The sequence below is a fragment of the Pseudomonas sp. S2_A05 genome, assembly GCF_054668485.1.
Genome location: NZ_CP162775.1, coordinates 4,178,590 through 4,195,320 on the forward strand (window position 1 = coordinate 4,178,590; position 16,731 = coordinate 4,195,320).

The 16,731-nt window shown below is 61.5% G+C and carries 14 protein-coding genes; 6 read left to right on the forward strand and 8 right to left on the reverse strand.

The genetic code is table 11. The features are described from left to right. Positions 1–93: 93 nt before the first annotated feature. The 7 genes from AB4O12_RS19080 to bioB all read right to left on the reverse strand — a co-directional run bounded on the left by AB4O12_RS19080 (position 94) and on the right by bioB (position 7,175). Positions 94–1,899, reverse strand: coding sequence for a phenylacyl-CoA dehydrogenase (locus tag AB4O12_RS19080; protein WP_460059484.1), 1,806 nt, complete (start codon positions 1,897–1,899; stop codon positions 94–96). A gap of 274 nt (positions 1,900–2,173) precedes the next feature. Further along, on the reverse strand, positions 2,174–2,470 hold the full coding sequence (locus tag AB4O12_RS19085) for a pyrroloquinoline quinone biosynthesis protein PqqE (RefSeq protein WP_071173831.1): 297 nt from the start codon (positions 2,468–2,470) through the stop codon (positions 2,174–2,176). 108 nt (positions 2,471–2,578) lie between these two features. Continuing rightward, on the reverse strand, positions 2,579–3,259 hold the full coding sequence (gene bioD / locus AB4O12_RS19090) for a dethiobiotin synthase (protein WP_041476721.1): 681 nt from the start codon (positions 3,257–3,259) through the stop codon (positions 2,579–2,581). Then, positions 3,256–4,065, reverse strand: a complete 810-nt coding sequence (gene bioC / locus AB4O12_RS19095) for a malonyl-ACP O-methyltransferase BioC (protein ID WP_252882778.1) — start codon at positions 4,063–4,065, stop codon at positions 3,256–3,258. Before bioC ends, bioD begins: the two co-directional genes overlap by 4 nt. Next, positions 4,058–4,789: an alpha/beta fold hydrolase gene (locus AB4O12_RS19100; protein WP_460059487.1), complete on the reverse strand. Its 732-nt coding sequence runs from the start codon at positions 4,787–4,789 to the stop codon at positions 4,058–4,060. Before AB4O12_RS19100 ends, bioC begins: the two co-directional genes overlap by 8 nt. After that, positions 4,782–5,960, reverse strand: a complete 1,179-nt coding sequence (bioF, locus tag AB4O12_RS19105) for an 8-amino-7-oxononanoate synthase (protein ID WP_460059489.1) — start codon at positions 5,958–5,960, stop codon at positions 4,782–4,784. Before bioF ends, AB4O12_RS19100 begins: the two co-directional genes overlap by 8 nt. Before the next feature lie 159 nt (positions 5,961–6,119). Beyond that, complete coding sequence (bioB, locus tag AB4O12_RS19110) at positions 6,120–7,175, reverse strand: biotin synthase BioB (RefSeq protein ID WP_110603564.1); 1,056 nt, start codon at positions 7,173–7,175, stop codon at positions 6,120–6,122. A gap of 91 nt (positions 7,176–7,266) precedes the next feature. Between bioB and AB4O12_RS19115 the strand changes: the two genes are divergently transcribed. From AB4O12_RS19115 to rarD, 5 genes are all read left to right on the forward strand, one after another. After that, complete coding sequence (locus AB4O12_RS19115; protein ID WP_460059491.1) at positions 7,267–8,001, forward strand: double zinc ribbon domain-containing protein; 735 nt, start codon at positions 7,267–7,269, stop codon at positions 7,999–8,001. A gap of 186 nt (positions 8,002–8,187) precedes the next feature. Further along, complete coding sequence (locus AB4O12_RS19120; protein ID WP_460059493.1) at positions 8,188–8,952, forward strand: TOBE domain-containing protein; 765 nt, start codon at positions 8,188–8,190, stop codon at positions 8,950–8,952. 70 nt (positions 8,953–9,022) lie between these two features. Continuing rightward, a complete protein-coding gene (locus AB4O12_RS19125; protein WP_460059495.1) occupies positions 9,023–10,924 on the forward strand; it encodes a PhoX family protein in 1,902 nt (633 codons plus the stop codon). A 164-nt stretch (positions 10,925–11,088) separates the two neighbouring features. After that, positions 11,089–12,063: a serine/threonine protein kinase gene (locus AB4O12_RS19130; protein ID WP_056786600.1), complete on the forward strand. Its 975-nt coding sequence runs from the start codon at positions 11,089–11,091 to the stop codon at positions 12,061–12,063. Positions 12,064–12,257: 194 nt separating this feature from the next. Next, complete coding sequence (gene rarD, locus AB4O12_RS19135; RefSeq protein ID WP_041476730.1) at positions 12,258–13,145, forward strand: EamA family transporter RarD; 888 nt, start codon at positions 12,258–12,260, stop codon at positions 13,143–13,145. A gap of 223 nt (positions 13,146–13,368) precedes the next feature. On the opposite strand, the gene AB4O12_RS19140 is transcribed toward rarD, so the two are convergent. Beyond that, complete coding sequence (locus AB4O12_RS19140; protein WP_016772854.1) at positions 13,369–13,887, reverse strand: glycine cleavage system transcriptional repressor; 519 nt, start codon at positions 13,885–13,887, stop codon at positions 13,369–13,371. A gap of 640 nt (positions 13,888–14,527) precedes the next feature. On the opposite strand from AB4O12_RS19140, the gene AB4O12_RS19145 reads away from it, so the two are divergent. Beyond that, a complete protein-coding gene (locus tag AB4O12_RS19145; RefSeq protein ID WP_460059498.1) occupies positions 14,528–16,705 on the forward strand; it encodes a malate synthase G in 2,178 nt (725 codons plus the stop codon). The last annotated feature ends 26 nt before the right edge of the window (positions 16,706–16,731 follow it).

Sequence of the window (16,731 nt, forward strand, 5' to 3'; positions counted from 1 at the left end):
ACGGCCGGAAGCTCGACTATCTGAGCGATCCACAAACAAAAAAACCGCTGCCCCCTAACGGGAGCAGCGGTTTTCGTCAGACTGCGTTAAGGCTTAGTAGCCCAGTGCGAAGTCTTCTTCTTTCATGTCCATCAGGTTGCCAGCACCCGACAGCATAGTGGCCACGTGCGTACGGGTACGCGGCAGGATGCGCTGGAAGTAGAAGCGCGCGGTTTGCAGCTTGGCGGTGTAGAACGCCTCGTCGCTGGTGCCGGCAGCCAGTTTTTCCGCAGCCAGACGTGCCATGTCTGCCCAGAAGTAAGCCAGGCAGGCATAACCGGAGTACATCAGGTAATCCACGGAGGCCGCGCCGACTTCTTCGCGATCTTTCATGGCAGCCATACCGACCTTCATGGTCAGCTCGCCCCATTCCTTGTTCAGTGCAGCCAGCGGCGCGACGAATTCCTGGACGGCTTCGTTGCCTTCGTTGGTCTGGCAGAACTTGTGGACGATCTTGGTGAAGCCTTTCAGAGCCTCGCCTTGAGTCATCAGCACTTTGCGGCCGAGCAGGTCGAGGGCCTGGATGCCGGTGGTGCCTTCGTACAGCATCGAAATGCGGCTGTCGCGAACGTTCTGCTCCATGCCCCACTCGGCGATGAAACCGTGGCCGCCGTAGATCTGCACGCCGTGGTTGGCGGCTTCGAAACCGACTTCGGTCATGAACGCTTTGGCGATCGGGGTCATGAACGCCAGCAGTGCGTCGGCCTTCTTCTTCTCTTCTTCATCGACGCCGTATTTGACGATGTCGACCTGCTTCGCAGTGAAGTAGACCATCGCGCGGTTGCCTTCGGCGAACGCCTTCATGGTCAACAGCATACGGCGCACGTCCGGGTGGACGATGATCGGGTCAGCGGCTTTGTCCGGCGCTTTCGGGCCAGTCAGCGAGCGCATTTGCAGGCGATCACGAGCGTATTTCAGACCGCCCTGGAAGCCGATTTCGGCGTGAGCCAGACCTTGCAGTGCGGTACCGAGGCGAGCGGTGTTCATAAAGGTGAACATGCAGTTCAGACCTTTGTTCGCCGGGCCGATCAGGTAACCAGTGGCGCCATCGAAGTTCATCACGCAGGTGGCGTTGCCGTGGATGCCCATCTTGTGTTCCAGCGAACCGCAGCTCACTGCGTTGCGCGCGCCAATGGTGCCATCGGCGTTTGGCAGGAACTTTGGAACGATGAACAGCGAGATGCCTTTGGTGCCAGCCGGTGCATCGGGCAGGCGGGCCAGTACGATGTGGACGATGTTGTCGGCCATGTCGTGTTCACCGGCCGAGATGAAGATCTTGGTGCCGGAAACTTTGTAGGAACCGTCGGCCTGAGGCTCGGCCTTGGTGCGCAGCATGCCCAGGTCGGTGCCGCAGTGCGGTTCGGTCAGGCACATGGTGCCGGTCCATTCGCCGGAGACCAGTTTGGTCAGATAGGCTTCCTGCTGCTCTGGGGTGCCGTGCTCGGAGATGGTGTTCATCGCACCGTGCGACAGACCCAGGTACATGCCCCAAGACCAGTTGGCTTCGCCGACCATTTCGCTCACCGCCAGACCCAGCGACTCAGGCAGGCCCTGACCGCCGTGCTCGACGTCGTGCGCCAGGCTTGGCCAGCCGCCTTCGACGAATTGCTTGTACGCCTCTTTGAAGCCAGTCGGGGTTTTCACGCCGGACTCGCTCCAGGTGCAGCCTTCGATGTCGCCCACGCGGTTCAGCGGCGCCAGTACCTGCTCACAAAACTTGGCGCCTTCCTCGAGGATGGCGTCAACCATGTCCGGCGTGGCGTCTGCGCACGCTGGCAGGCTCTGATAGTGCGCTTCGTAGCCGAGCAGTTCGTCACGAACGAAGCGAATATCACGCAAGGGGGCCTTGTAGTCAGGCATAGCGATAAACCTCTGCTGATGTAACCGGGAATGAACGACCGTGTTGAGTTGTTGTGACGGTCAAACAGTTGTTTGAAACATACGTTTACGCCGAAATCTTGTCAAGCATCGTTCTTTTGCCGTTCGTCATCACGTTCTCCAAATGCCGGAAACTGGAAATCGCCGCGACTTCACGTAAGCCACGGGCGTTGTAAAAAGATTAGTTGAGCAAGAAGGACTTAAACGAAAAACGCCGCGACAGGGCGCGGCGTTTCGGGGTCTACAACAAATTCGATCAGGCGAAGGTATCGATGATCGTCCCGAGCACTTCGTCGGATGCCTTGGCCACCTTCACACCCAACTCTGCCTGGATCTTGCCCTGCGACAGCTCGACGATATTGCTCGTCAGGTCCGATTCTTGTGCGCGATCCACACCGCGCAGGCGATTTACCTGCACTTCGGACGACTGGCTGGTCACCGAACGTTCGATAGTGTTGTTGGCGATCTGGCTGGCGGCCTGATCGACGCGGTTCTGCCCGGACTGAATCGAGCTCAGCCCCGCATAAAAAGCTGTGTTGCCGGAGATTTCCATAGTCACTCTCATCCCTGCAAAGGATCAATGCTCGCCATTGAAGCAGACGCGCCGGCAAAACGCCCGTCAAAAACACTAATGGCACAGTGCCTGTTCATAGCGAGAAACTTAATCGAGCAAATCCAGTTGCAAATGCTCGGCCACCGCTTCGGCGCTCAACGCCTTGAGTTTCGGCACCCGGCCCAAGCACGGCGCGGGGATGCGCTCGGCCAGGGTCGCGAGGTTTTCCTCCAGCCGCGAAGTTTTCGGATCGATGATATTCGCCACCCACCCCGCCAATTGCAGACCATCGCGGGCAATCGCCTCGGCGGTCAGCAACGCATGACTGATGCACCCCAGCCTCACGCCCACCACCAGAATCACCGGCAGCTTCAGCGCAATCGCCAGGTCCGAGAGATTGTCCTGATCCGCCAACGGCACCCGCCAGCCGCCCGCGCCTTCGATCAGGGTGAAATCGGCGTTCATCGCCAGAATCCCGCGCATCGGCGCCAGCAGCGATTGCACCGTCAGCGCCACTCCTGCTTCGCGCGCCGCCAGATGCGGAGCGATCGCTGGCTCGAACGCCACCGGGTTGACCTGTTGATAAGTCAGCGGCAACGAACATTCGGCCAGCAGCGCCAGGGCGTCGGAATTGCGCAAGCCCTTGGGCGTGACGTCGCAACCCGATGCCACCGGTTTGCCCGCCGCCGTGCTCAAGCCTGCCGACCGCGCCGCATGGAGCAATCCGGCAGCAACGGTGGTTTTGCCGACATCGGTGTCGGTACCGGTGACGAAATAGGCTGCGCTCATAGAGGTTTCTCCAACACGGCGTATACCACCTGATACGTTGCCGGCAGCCCCGACGCCTGACGGAACCGCTCGTACGCGTCGATCAGCCCGAGAATCCGCGCCCGTCCGGTCAAACCGCCCGGCCGGCCGGGATTCAGATTGTGTGCGCCCAACGCCTTCAGCTCATGGGTCAGGCTGCGCACATCCGGGTAATGCAACACGTGCGGCTGATTCTCCAGCGCCAAAATGCGCATGCCACTGCCGGCACATAACTGTTCATAGCGGGCGAACTCGCGGAAGCGATTGACGTGCACCAGCCCGTCGACCTGCTGCCAACTCTCACGCAACTCGAACAGCGTCCCTGTACAGAGACTAGCAAACGCAAAAATCCCGCCCGGTTTAAGCACGCGCAAGGCTTCGCTGAGCACCGCCTCGAAGTCGGCGCACCACTGCACTGCAAGGCTGGAGAAAATCAGATCAAAGCTCGCGTCCTGCAACGGCAGCCTTTCGGCATCGCCGGCAATGAAATGCTCAGCGCCACCCAGCGGCCGTGCGTGATTGAGCATGCCCTCGGCGATGTCCAGCGCGACACCGCTGCCCTGGGTGAAACGCGAGGCCAGCGCGCGAGTGAAATAGCCGGTGCCGCAACCGAGATCGAGCCACCGCGACGGCATGAAACTCCCAGGCAAACGCTCAAGCAGCTGCGTGCCGACGTCACGCTGAAACTCCGCGACACTGTCGTAACTGGCCGCAGCGCGGGAAAAAGACGCCGCCACCTGGCGCTTGTCGGGCAAGCCCCCAGGCAGCACAAGGGACAGGTCAGTCATCAGCGCACTCATGTAGAAAAGCCTGGATCGCGCCCGCGACTCCATGCGGGTCTTCCAGCAGAAAAGCATGGCTGGCCTGTTCGATCAGACCAATTTCGATATCCGGCAATAGCGCGAACAATGCGCCGGCCGCTTCCGCCGGGACCAGCGCGTCCTGTCCGCCGAACAGATGAAACTGCGGGCCGCGAAACCCCTGCAACGCCTGGCGTGTGTCCAGTTGCGCAAGCAGCTCCAGCCCTGCCATCAGCGCGGCCGGCGCGGTTGCCGGCGCGCCAGCGAGCAGCAAGCGCGACAAGCCGCGCGGGTCTGGTGAACCTTGCGCACATAAAAGAGAGAAGCGCTTGAGCGTGGTACGCGGATCGGCCTGGCAACCGGCAAGAAACGCATCGAAGGTCTCGCCAGGCATCGCGCTCGGCCACTGCTCATGGGCGACAAACGCAGGGTTGCTCGCCAGCGTCAGCAGCCCGCAGCACGCCTCGCCGCGTCGTGCCGCCAGTTCGCTGGCGAGCATGCCGCCCAGAGACCAGCCACCAAGCCAGACTTCCTGCGGAATGCGCGCATCGAGTTCGTCGAGCCAGTCTTCAAGATCAGCGGAGTCCAGCTCCGGCAGCGGTTCGATCTCGACTTGCAGATGTTCGTCGAGGCCACGCAATGCTGCGCCCAGCGGTTCCAGCGGCGACACGCCGAGGCCCCAGCCGGGCAGCAGGATCAGACGATTACGCATGGCCTGGCTCCAACGACAATCGGGCGAAACAATCTGCCAGCCCATCCAGCAACTGTTGCACCTGCGCCTCGCTGTGGGCGGCGGTCAGCGTGACGCGCAACCGCGCGCTGCCGGCCGGCACGGTCGGTGGGCGAATTGCGGTCACCATCAAGCCGCGCTCGCGGAGCATTTGCGACAGCCGCACCGCGCGGCCGGCATCGCCGATCATGATCGGCTGGATCGGCGTGAAGCTGTCCATCAGCTCCAGCCCGATCTGCTCGGCGCCGTGGCGGAACTGGCGGACCAGTGTCTGCAAATGCTCACGGCGCCAGTGTTCACTGCGCAACAGCTCGAGGCTTTTCAGCGTCGCGCAGGCCAGCGCCGGCGGTTGGCTGGTGGTGTAGATGTACGGGCGGGCGAACTGGATCAGGCTTTCGATCAACTCTTCGCTGCCAGCGACAAAGGCCCCGGCGGTGCCGAAGGCTTTGCCGAGGGTGCCGACCAGCACCGGCACATCGTCCTGGCTCAAGCCGAAATGCTCGACGATACCGCCACCGTTGGCGCCCAACGGGCCGAAGCCGTGGGCATCGTCGACCATCAGCCACGCGCCTTTGGCCTTGGCCGCGCGGGCCAGTGCCGGCAAATTGGCGATGTCACCGTCCATGCTGAATACGCCATCGGTCACCACCAGTGTGTTGCCAGTGGCTTTCTCCAGGCGTTTGCCCAGGCTTTCGGCGTCGTTGTGCAGATAGCGGTTGAAACGCGCGCCGGACAACAGGCCTGCGTCCAGCAACGAGGCATGATTGAGCCGGTCTTCGAGCACCGTATCGCCCTGCCCGACCAGCGCGGTGACCGCGCCGAGGTTGGCCATGTAGCCGGTGGTGAACAGCAGCGCACGTGGGCGCCCGGTCAGATCGGCGAGCGCTTCTTCCAGTGCGTGATGCGGGCTGCTGTGGCCGATCACCAGATGCGACGCGCCACCGCCGACCCCCCAGCGCTCGGCACCGGCGCGCCAGGCTTCGATCACCTGCGGATGATTGGCCAGGCCCAGATAATCGTTGTTGCAGAAAGCGAGCAGCGGTTGGCCGTCGACCACGACTTGCGGGCCTTGCGGCGATTCGAGCAGCGGGCGCTGGCGATAAAGGTTGTCGGCACGACGGGCAGCAAGGCGTGCGGCGAGATCGAAAGACATGCAGGCCTCGATTTTCAAATGACACAGATCCCCTGTGGGAGCGAGCCTGCTCGCGAATGGGCGTCACATCCAACATGGATATTCGCAGCCAAACCGCTTTCGCGAGCAGGCTCGCTCCCACAGGGGTTTTGCATTCCTTCAGCGCAATCCGTGCAGCTTTTAAACGGCAGCGTTATAGAACTGCTCGCTGCTTTTCTGCTCCACCAGCGCCTGCTCGATCGCCGCTTGGTGCACCTCATCCGCGTGCTCTTCGCGAGCCTCAGGCTGGATACCGAGGCGCGCGAACAGCTGCATGTCCTTGTCCGCCTGCGGGTTGGCGGTGGTGAGCAATTTGTCGCCGTAGAAAATCGAGTTGGCGCCAGCGAAAAATGCCAGGGCCTGCATCTGCTCGTTCATCGCTTCGCGACCGGCGGACAGGCGCACGTGGGATTGCGGCATGAGGATGCGCGCGACGGCGAGCATGCGGATGAAGTCGAACGGGTCGATGTCTTCGGCGTTTTCCAGCGGCGTGCCGGCGACTTTTACCAGCATGTTGATCGGCACCGATTCCGGGTGCTCCGGCAGGTTGGCCAACTGGATCAGCAGATTGGCGCGATCGTCCAGCGATTCGCCCATGCCGAGAATGCCGCCGGAGCAGATTTTCATTCCCGACTCGCGCACATAGGCCAGCGTCTGCAGGCGCTCGCTGTAAGTGCGGGTGGTGATGATGCTGCCGTAGAACTCCGGCGAGGTGTCGAGGTTGTGGTTGTAGTAATCGAGACCGGCCTTGGCCAGCGCTTCAGTCTGCTCCTGATCGAGACGGCCGAGGGTCATGCAGGTTTCCAGGCCGAGGGCTTTTACTCCTTCAACCATCTTCAACACATACGGCATGTCTTTGGCCGACGGATGTTTCCACGCCGCGCCCATGCAGAATCGCGTCGAACCGATGGCTTTGGCGCGGGCCGCTTCTTCGAGGACCTTCTGCACTTCCATCAGTTTTTCTTTTTCCAGACCGGTGTTGTAGTGCCCGGACTGCGGGCAGTACTTGCAGTCTTCCGGGCAGGCGCCGGTCTTGATCGACAGCAGTGTCGAGACCTGCACGCGGTTGGCGTTGAAATGCGCGCGGTGCACCGTTTGCGCCTGGAACAGCAAGTCGTTGAATGGCTGTACGAAGAGTGCTTTGACTTCGGCCAGAGACCAATCGTGACGCAGGGTGGCGGTGGTGCTCGCGCTCATGGGCAATTCCTTGGTTATGCTTGGCTGGCGCTGGGGGAAACGGAATACCCACAGCCGCTACACGGATGTTCGGCATATTTAAGGAAGAGCGATGCGCTGTCAACCGCAATACCAAGGACAGGTTTACATCTGTTTAAAAAACGTACAGGCCTGTTTGCTGTGCGATGAGCCCGCAGAAGCACAAATGCCAATGTGCGAGGCCTGTGAAACCGAGCTGCCCTGGCTCGGCAGTCACTGCCAGACCTGCGCTTTGCCGCTGGCGGCGGATGGCCTGACTTGCGGCGAATGCCTGCTAGAGCCTCCGGCCTTCGAACAGGTCGCCGTGCCCTGGGTTTATGGCTTCCCCGTGGACAGTCTGATTACACGGTTTAAACACAACGCGAAATGGCCGTTTGGTCACCTGCTCGCCGACGTTCTCGGCCAATACCTGCAGCATCGCTTCGCCGAGGACCTGCCGCGCCCCGATGTGTTGCTACCGGTGCCGTTGGCGAATAAACGACTGCGTCGGCGAGGATTCAATCAAGCGGCGATGCTCGCGCGCTGGTTGAGTTTTTCGCTGGATTTGCCGTGCGAAGAACAGCTGCTGCGGCGAGTCATCGACACCGATGCCCAACAGGATCTCGACGCCAAGGCGCGCAAACGCAATTTGCGCAATGCCTTTGCGCTGGTGCCTGACGCGCAGGTCAGTGGCCGCCATTGCGCGCTGGTGGATGATGTTCTGACCACGGGCGCGACCGCTCAAGCGCTGGCGCGGTTGCTGATGAATGCAGGTGCGGCGCGGGTCGATGTGTATTGCCTGGCCCGCACGCCGAAACCCGGTACCTGAAGCGAATACAGATATCGTGTGGGAGCGAGCCTGCTCGCGAATGGGCATCACATTCAACAAAGCTGTTGTTGGTCAAACCGCTTTCGCGAGCAGGCTCGCTCCCACAGGGGGCTTTGCGTCAGGCTTGACTCATGCGTTGCAAGTGGCCAACGTCCATTTCATCGCCCGAGCCAGAAGCGTTCTGCCATGTCCCTGCCCACCCTGCTGTCCCAGCACATCGTCCGCCGCCCGCAGCGCATTGCCCTGCTGCAACACATCGCCGAGCAAGGCTCGATCACCCGTGCGGCGAAGAGCGCGGGGCTCAGTTACAAGGCGGCGTGGGATGCGATCGATGAGCTGAACAACCTGGCGCAGAAACCCTTGGTCGAGCGCGTGGTGGGCGGCAAGGGTGGCGGTGGCGCCAGATTGTCCAGCGAGGGCGAGCGAGTGCTGCGCCTGTATCAGAAATTGCAGGCGTTGCAGGCACAGGTGCTGGAAGCGGCGGAAGACGCCAGTGATCTCGACCTGCTCGGGCGGCTGATGCTCAGGACCAGCGCGCGCAATCAGCTGCATGGCACGGTCGCGGCCATTCAGCCGCAGGGGCGCAACGATCTGATCCGCCTCGAACTGGCAGAAGGCATTGCTCTGGAGGCACAGATCACCCACGACAGCACCGTGCATCTGGAATTGCAGGTCGGTACCGAAGTCATGGCGCTGATCAAGGCTGGCTGGCTTGAGTTGCTCGGCGCCGATCAGCCGGCCACGCCCGGACACAATGTCCTGCGCGGCACCATCGAAGCCATCCTCGATGCCGAGGACGGTCCCAGCGAGGTGCGCATTTCCCTGCCCAACGGCCAGACACTTTGCGCCTTGGCCGAACCGCTGCACTTGCGCAACCAGCAACTCGCCGTGGGGTCTGCGGTGCAGGTGCAATGCGCGCCGTCCAACGTGCTGATCGGCACGCCGCTCTGATTTGTCCTTGCCACAAAAGCGTCATCGACCCGCATTAAGGTGTTGCCCATAACCAAGCAGGGAGCCTGATGTGAGCCTATTAGAAGAAAACCAATCCACTGATCTGGAAAAAATGGTCGGCCTCAGCCGTCGCGGTTTCATCAGCGCCGGTGCATTGTGCGGCGCGGCGATGTTCCTCGGCGGCAACCTGTTGAGCCGCAGCGTCATGGCCGCCAGCGTCAGCGCCGGCAACAGCCGCCTGCTCGGTTTCGAGAGCATTCCGGCGGCGACCAGCGACGCCATCAGCCTGCCCAAGGGCTACAAGTCTTCGGTGCTGATCAGTTGGGGCCAGCCGTTGCACAAGAACGGCCCAGCCTTCGATCCGAGCGGTAACGGCACCGCTGCCGCACAGGAAGTGCAGTTCGGCGACAACAACGACGGCATGAGCCTGTTCGCCTTCCCGGACGACAAGAACCGCGCGCTGATGGCGATCAACAACGAATACACCAACTACCGCTACCTGTATCCGCATGGCGGCATGCCGCAGTCGGCTGAAGACGTGCGCAAGGCATTGGCCTGCGAAGGCGTGTCGGTGATCGAAGTGCAGCGCAAGAACGGCCAGTGGCAATTCGTCCAGGGCTCGCGCTACAACCGTCGGATTCACGGTAACTCGCCGCTGCGCATCAGCGGTCCGGCCCGCGGCCACGACTTGATGAAAACCGCCGCCGACAAGCACGGCAAAAAAGTCCTCGGCACCTTCCAGAACTGCGCCAACGGCAAGACGCCGTGGGGCACCTACCTGACCTGCGAAGAAAACTTCACCGACTGCTTCGGCAGCAGCAACGCCCAGCAGCAATTCGATGCCGCGCAAAAGCGCTACGGCGTTGTCGCCAGCAGCAAGGACATCAACTGGCACCCGCACGACCCGCGCTTCGACATGGCCAAGAACCCCAACGAGCTCAACCGTCACGGCTGGGTGGTCGAGATCGACCCATTCGATCCGCAATCGACTCCGGTCAAACGCACCGCGCTGGGCCGCTTCAAGCATGAAAACGCCGCACTCGCCGAGACCGACGATGGTCGCGCTGTGGTGTACATGGGCGACGACGAACGTGGCGAGTTCATCTACAAATTCGTCAGCCGCGACCGCATCAACCATCGCAATCAGAAAGCCAACCGCGACATCCTCGATCACGGCACGTTGTATGTAGCCAAATTCGATGCCGGCGACCGCAACCCTGATCACCCGAAAGGCCGGGGCCAGTGGATCGAACTGACCCACGGCAAGAACGGCATCGACGCCAGCAGCGGGTTTGCCGATCAGGCGGAAGTGCTGATCCACGCGCGCCTTGCCGCCAGCGTGGTTGGCGCAACGCGCATGGACCGCCCGGAGTGGATCGTCGTCAGCCCCAAGGACGGCCAGGTTTATTGCACCCTGACCAACAACGCCAAGCGCGGTGAAGACGGGCAACCGGTGGGCGGTCCAAACCCGCGCGAGAAGAACGTTTACGGGCAGATTCTGCGCTGGCGTACCGACCGCAACGATCACGCCTCGAAGACGTTTGCCTGGGATCTGTTTGTGGTCGCCGGCAACCCGGGCGTGCATGCCGGGACGCCGAAGGGTGGCTCATCCAACATCACCCCGCAGAACATGTTCAACAGCCCCGACGGTCTGGGGTTCGACAAGGCCGGACGCCTGTGGATTCTCACTGACGGCGATTCGAGCAACGCTGGCGACTTCGCCGGGATGGGCAACAACCAGATGCTCTGCGCCGATCCTGCGACCGGTGAGATTCGCCGTTTCATGGTCGGGCCGGTGGGTTGTGAAGTGACCGGAATCAGCTTCTCGCCGGATCAGAAAACCCTGTTTGTCGGCATCCAGCATCCGGGCGAAAACGGTGGTTCGACCTTCCCCGAGCACCTGCCCAACGGCAAGCCAAGGTCTTCGGTGATGGCGATTACCCGCGAAGACGGCGGGATCGTCGGCGCCTGATAAACCGCTTTCGCGAGCAGGCTCGCTCCCACAGGGAATCGCATTCCAAGGTGGGAGCGAGCCTGCTCGCGAAGAGGCCCGGGCAGACACCAACACCCTTCGCGCTGCCATCTGCGCTACCATGCCGGGCCGGACGCAGCAGCCTGCTGCGCGCAGGAGTCAGCATGGCCCACCCGTTTGAAACCCTCACCCCCGATCTCGTCCTGGATGCCGTTGAAAGCATCGGTTTCCTCAGCGACGCGCGCATTCTGGCGCTCAACAGCTACGAAAACCGTGTGTATCAGGTCGGTATCGAAGACTCCGAGCCGCTGATTGCCAAGTTCTATCGTCCGCAGCGCTGGACCAACGAGGCCATCCTCGAAGAGCACCAGTTCACTTTCGAACTGGCCGACATCGACATCCCGGTAGTAGCGCCGCTGATCCACAACGGCGAAACCCTGCATGAGCACGCCGGTTTCCGCTTCACCCTGTTCCCGCGCCGTGGGGGCCGTGCGCCGGAGCCGGGCAACCTTGATCAGCTGTATCGCCTCGGCCAGTTGCTCGGGCGCATGCATGCGGTGGGCGGTACCAAGCCGTTCAAGCACCGCGAAGCCCTCGCGGTGCAAAACTTCGGCCATGCCTCGCTGAACACCCTGCTTGAGGGCAATTTCATTCCCAAGAGCCTGCTGCCGGCGTACGAGTCGGTTGCCCGCGACCTGCTCAAACGCGTCGAAGATGTCTACGCCGCCACGCCGCACCAGAACATCCGCATGCACGGCGACTGCCACCCCGGCAACATGATGTGCCGCGACGAGATGTTCCACATCGTCGACCTCGACGATTGCCGCATGGGCCCGGCGGTGCAGGACATCTGGATGATGCTTGCCGGCGATCGCCAGGAGTGTCTGGGGCAGTTGTCGGAATTGATGGACGGCTACAACGAATTCCATGATTTCGACCCGCGCGAACTGGCACTGATCGAACCGTTGCGCGCCCTGCGCCTGATGCACTACAGCGCCTGGCTGGCGCGGCGCTGGGACGACCCGGCATTCCCGCACAGCTTTCCGTGGTTTGGCACGGAGCGGTATTGGGGCGACCAGGTGCTGGCGTTGCGTGAGCAGCTGGCGGCACTGAATGAAGAGCCGCTGAAACTTTTCTGATTCAAACCTGAACCCTGTGGGAGCGAGCCTGCTCGCGATAGCGGACGGACATTCAACTTTGATGTTGGCTGACCCGACGCTATCGCGAGCAGGCTCACTCCTACATTTGTCCGGTGTTCACAAATTCACAACTCACTTGCAGACAAATCTCCTTACAATCCCTCCTTTGTCAGCTGCCTGAGCAAGGATTCTGCATGCAAGCCGCCAACCCGCGTCGCGGGTACATTCTGGGCCTGAGCGCCTACATCATCTGGGGCCTGTTCCCGATCTATTTCAAAGCCATCGCCGAAGTCCCGGCCGTCGAGATCATCATCCATCGGGTGCTGTGGTCGGCGCTGTTCGGTGCGTTGCTACTGATGGTATGGAAACACCCGGGCTGGCTGCGCGAGCTGCTCGACAATCCAAAACGCCTGGCGATTCTGGCCCTGAGCGGCACGCTGATCGCGGCCAACTGGCTGACCTATGTCTGGTCGGTGAACAACGGCCGCATGCTCGAGGCGAGTCTGGGTTACTACATCAATCCGCTGGTCAACGTGCTGTTGGGCATGGTGATCCTTGGCGAACGGCTGCGGCGCATGCAGTGGGTCGCGGTCGGTCTCGCTGCCATCGGCGTGGCGCAGCAGGTGTGGCAGGTCGGCAGCTTGCCGTGGGTGTCGCTGGCGCTGGCGCTGACCTTCGGCTTCTACGGTCTGATCCGCAAGCAGGCGCCGGTCAAGGCGTTGCCGGGGCTGGTAGTGGAAACCTGGATGCTGGTGCCGATTGCGATCGCATGGTTGCTGTTCAATCAGACTGCCACGAGTGTGCAGCCGGCCTTCTGGACCACCTCTGAAGCCTGGTGGCTCGTGGCTGCCGGCCCGGTGACGCTGGTGCCATTGGTGTGTTTCAACGCCGCCACCCGCCACTTGCCCTACACCACCATCGGCTTCCTGCAATACATCGCGCCGACGCTGGTGTTGCTGCAAGCCGTGCTGCTGTTTGGCGAGCATTTGTCGTCCAGCACGCTGGTCGCGTTCATGTTTATCTGGGCCGGTCTGGCGGTCTACAGCGTTGATGCGTGGATAAGTTTGCGCCGGCGCGCCTGATCAAAAAACGCACAAACCTCCGCAGGCCACGGTTCTCGTGGCCTGCATCGTTCCTTCCCAAGCTTATCCACAGCGTGATCCCCGCCGTTTGTGCGCAAGTCACTGAATGTTGGCGATTTTTTGATCAACCTGCGCAAAGCCACGGCCGGCGTGGCGTGGCGGTCTGTCTCTACAGGTTATCCACAGGCAGGTGCACGTTAAACCTGAATAACCCTGTGAACGTTTAAACCTCTGTGCGCAACACCAGTTCGACCATCAGATCATCGGCCAGGGTTTCCAGGCGCGCCTGCAACACATCCAGCGACAGCGTCAGTGGTACCGCGAGAATCGCCTCGGCGTGGAACAGCGGCTCGCTACTCATTGGCGCCGGGCGCACTTCAGTTACCAGTCGCTCCAGGTTTACGCCCTGCTCGCTCAACAGCCGAGTGATATCGCGGACGATACCCGGCCGGTCATTGCCGACCAGTTCCATGGCGATCGGTTTCCACGTGCAGGACTGCTCCACTCCGCTTTCGGCAATCAATACCCGAATGCCATGGGCCGACAGCGCTTGCAGGGCATCGACCAGTTCGTCGTAAGCCTCCGCCGGCACGCCCACGCGCAGAATCCCGGCGAACTGCCCGGCCATGCGTGACATGCGGCTTTCCAGCCAATTGCCGCCGTGCTCGGCAATGCATTGGGCGATGCGCTCGACCTGCCCGGGCTTGTCCGGGGCGAAAACGGTGAGTACGAGATGGTCCATGGCGCAGCCCTCTTGTCATGACTTTTGTTATCGAAGGGCAAGTATAGGCAAGCGGCTTGATTCAGCCTGACCCAGTGCTGGCAGATGATGACCTGTGGCGAGGGGATTTATCCCCGTCCGGCTGCGCAGCAGTCGTGAGTCCTGCCAATTGGGTCTGCCAGCCGGACCGCAGGGGGCGGCTTCGCCACCCAAACGGGGATAAATCCCCTCGCCACAGATTCGCTCATCGCAAAGGGGGAGACGCCAAATCGCGCCATAGCAGTCAAACAGTAATTATGTGTACAACTTTCGATATTTAGCTGGAACAATCCAATGCTTTTTTGAGAACATCCCGTTCCGCGACGTGACCGCAATGCGTCATGAGGTCGCAGAACGACGTAATTAGTCTGATTTTCACAAGCGCAACTCATCATGTAGTATGCCGCAGCGCGCACTACATAACGCTGGATCGATGTCTGCCCAAGGCCCTTCGCAACCCTGAAAGCCCCGTCAGCAAGGCCTCCAAGCCGTTGATTGGTCCTAGCCCAGCCGCCAGCAATGGCATGTACTGGTCCGCAGGTTTGTGGTTTAAATGGCCGGAAGCTTCATTGTTAAATTGACGAGCTGAAAAGCGAAATAGCTGAGCAGAGTGAGGCAAGCAATGACTGAACACGTTCAAGTCGGTGGCCTGCAGGTCGCCAAAGTCCTGTTCGACTTCGTGAACAACGAAGCCATTCCCGGTACCGGCCTCACCGCCGAACAATTCTGGGAAGGTGCCGACAAGGTTATTCATGACCTGGCGCCGAAGAACAAAGCCCTACTCGCCAAACGCGATGACTTCCAGGCGCGCATCGATGCCTGGCATCAGCAGCATGCCGGCCAGGCGCACGACGCCGTGGCCTACAAAGCTTTCCTGCAAGAGATCGGTTATCTGCTGCCAGAAGCGGCTGATTTCCAGGCGACGACGCAAAACGTCGATGATGAAATTGCCCGCACCGCCGGCCCGCAATTGGTCGTGCCGGTGATGAATGCGCGCTTCGCGCTCAATGCTTCGAACGCCCGCTGGGGCTCGCTGTACGACGCTCTCTACGGCACCGACGCGATCAGCGAAGACGGCGGCGCGGAAAAAGGCAAAGGCTACAACAAGGTGCGTGGCGACAAAGTCATCGCCTTCGCCCGCGCCTTCCTCGACGAAGCCGCGCCATTGGCCGCAGGCTCCCACGTCGATTCGACCGGCTACAGGATCGCTGACGGCAAACTGGTCGTGACGCTCAAGGGCGGCAGCAACAGCGGCCTGCGCGATGACGCTCAGTTGATCGGTTTCCGGGGTGACGCCAACGCGCCGATCGCCGTTCTGCTCAAGCACAACGGCCTGCACTTCGAAATCCAGATCGATGCCAGCACTCCGGTCGGCCAGACCGATGCCGCCGGGGTCAAAGACATCCTCATGGAAGCGGCGCTGACCACGATCATGGACTGCGAAGACTCCGTGGCCGCCGTCGATGCCGACGACAAAGTGGTGATCTACCGCAACTGGCTCGGCCTGATGAAGGGCGACCTCGCGGAATCCGTGTCCAAGGGCGGCCAGACCTTCACCCGCACCATGAACCCGGATCGCACCTACACCGCGCCCAATGGCGGAGAAGTGACCCTGCACGGTCGTTCGCTGTTGTTCGTGCGCAACGTCGGCCACCTGATGACCATCGATGCGATCCTCGACAGCCAAGGCAACGAAGTACCGGAAGGTATCCTCGATGGTCTGGTGACCTGTCTGGCGGCAATGCACAACCTCAACGGCAACACCTCGCGGCGCAACACCCGCACCGGTTCGGTGTACATCGTCAAACCGAAGATGCACGGCCCGGTAGAAGCGGCGTTCACCAACGAGCTGTTCGGGCGCATCGAAGATGTCCTGCGCTTGCCGCGCAACACCCTGAAAGTCGGGATCATGGACGAGGAGCGCCGCACCACGGTCAACCTCAAGGCTTGCATCAAGGCCGCCAGCGAGCGCGTGGTGTTCATCAACACCGGTTTCCTCGACCGTACCGGCGACGAAATCCACACGTCCATGGAGGCCGGCCCAGTGGTGCGCAAGGCGGACATGAAGGCCGAGAAGTGGATCGGCGCCTACGAGAACTGGAACGTCGATATCGGTCTGAGCACTGGCCTGCAAGGTCGTGCGCAAATCGGTAAAGGCATGTGGGCCATGCCGGATCTGATGGCAGCGATGCTCGAGCAGAAAATCGCTCACCCACTCGCCGGCGCCAACACTGCCTGGGTGCCATCGCCGACTGCCGCTGCGCTGCACGCGCTGCACTACCACAAGGTTGACGTGTTTGCGCGTCAGGCCGAACTGGCCAAACGTGCCCGTGCCTCGGTGGATGACATCCTGACCATCCCGCTGGCGGTCAACCCGAACTGGACACCAGAGCAGATCAAGAACGAACTGGACAACAACGCCCAGGGCATTCTCGGTTACGTGGTGCGCTGGATCGACCAGGGTGTCGGTTGCTCCAAAGTGCCGGACATCAACGACGTCGGCCTGATGGAAGACCGTGCGACGCTGCGGATCTCCAGCCAGCACATCGCCAACTGGCTGCGCCACGGTATCGTCAGCCAAGAGCAAGTGATGGAAAGCCTCAAGCGCATGGCGCCAGTGGTTGACCGCCAGAACGCCAACGACCCGCTGTATCGCCCGCTGGCACCGGACTTCGACAGCAACATCGCCTTCCAGGCGGCGGTCGAACTGGTCATCGAAGGCACCAAGCAACCGAACGGCTACACCGAGCCGGTGCTGCACCGTCGTCGTCGTGAGTTCAAGGCCGCGAATGGTCTGTAATTTGCGCTGACGCTGGAAGTGAAAAA

Bases quoted from the DNA above. Each gene is read 5' to 3' on its own strand.
- AB4O12_RS19080 (WP_460059484.1), bottom strand. From the start codon at position 1,899: ATGCCTGACTACAAGGCCCCCTTGCGTGATATTCGCTTCGTTCGTGAC.
- bioF (WP_460059489.1), bottom strand. From the start codon at position 5,960: ATGTCTTTCGATCTCGCCGCACGCCTTGCTGCCCGTCGTGCCGACAAC.
- AB4O12_RS19085 (WP_071173831.1), bottom strand. From the start codon at position 2,470: ATGGAAATCTCCGGCAACACAGCTTTTTATGCGGGGCTGAGCTCGATT.
- bioD (WP_041476721.1), bottom strand. From the start codon at position 3,259: ATGAGCGCAGCCTATTTCGTCACCGGTACCGACACCGATGTCGGCAAA.
- AB4O12_RS19140 (WP_016772854.1), bottom strand. From the start codon at position 13,887: ATGGACCATCTCGTACTCACCGTTTTCGCCCCGGACAAGCCCGGGCAG.
- bioB (WP_110603564.1), bottom strand. From the start codon at position 7,175: ATGAGCGCGAGCACCACCGCCACCCTGCGTCACGATTGGTCTCTGGCC.
- AB4O12_RS19115 (WP_460059491.1), top strand. From the start codon at position 7,267: ATGCGCTGTCAACCGCAATACCAAGGACAGGTTTACATCTGTTTAAAA.
- AB4O12_RS19130 (WP_056786600.1), top strand. From the start codon at position 11,089: ATGGCCCACCCGTTTGAAACCCTCACCCCCGATCTCGTCCTGGATGCC.
- AB4O12_RS19100 (WP_460059487.1), bottom strand. From the start codon at position 4,789: ATGCGTAATCGTCTGATCCTGCTGCCCGGCTGGGGCCTCGGCGTGTCG.
- AB4O12_RS19145 (WP_460059498.1), top strand. From the start codon at position 14,528: ATGACTGAACACGTTCAAGTCGGTGGCCTGCAGGTCGCCAAAGTCCTG.
- rarD (WP_041476730.1), top strand. From the start codon at position 12,258: ATGCAAGCCGCCAACCCGCGTCGCGGGTACATTCTGGGCCTGAGCGCC.
- bioC (WP_252882778.1), bottom strand. From the start codon at position 4,065: ATGACTGACCTGTCCCTTGTGCTGCCTGGGGGCTTGCCCGACAAGCGC.
- AB4O12_RS19120 (WP_460059493.1), top strand. From the start codon at position 8,188: ATGTCCCTGCCCACCCTGCTGTCCCAGCACATCGTCCGCCGCCCGCAG.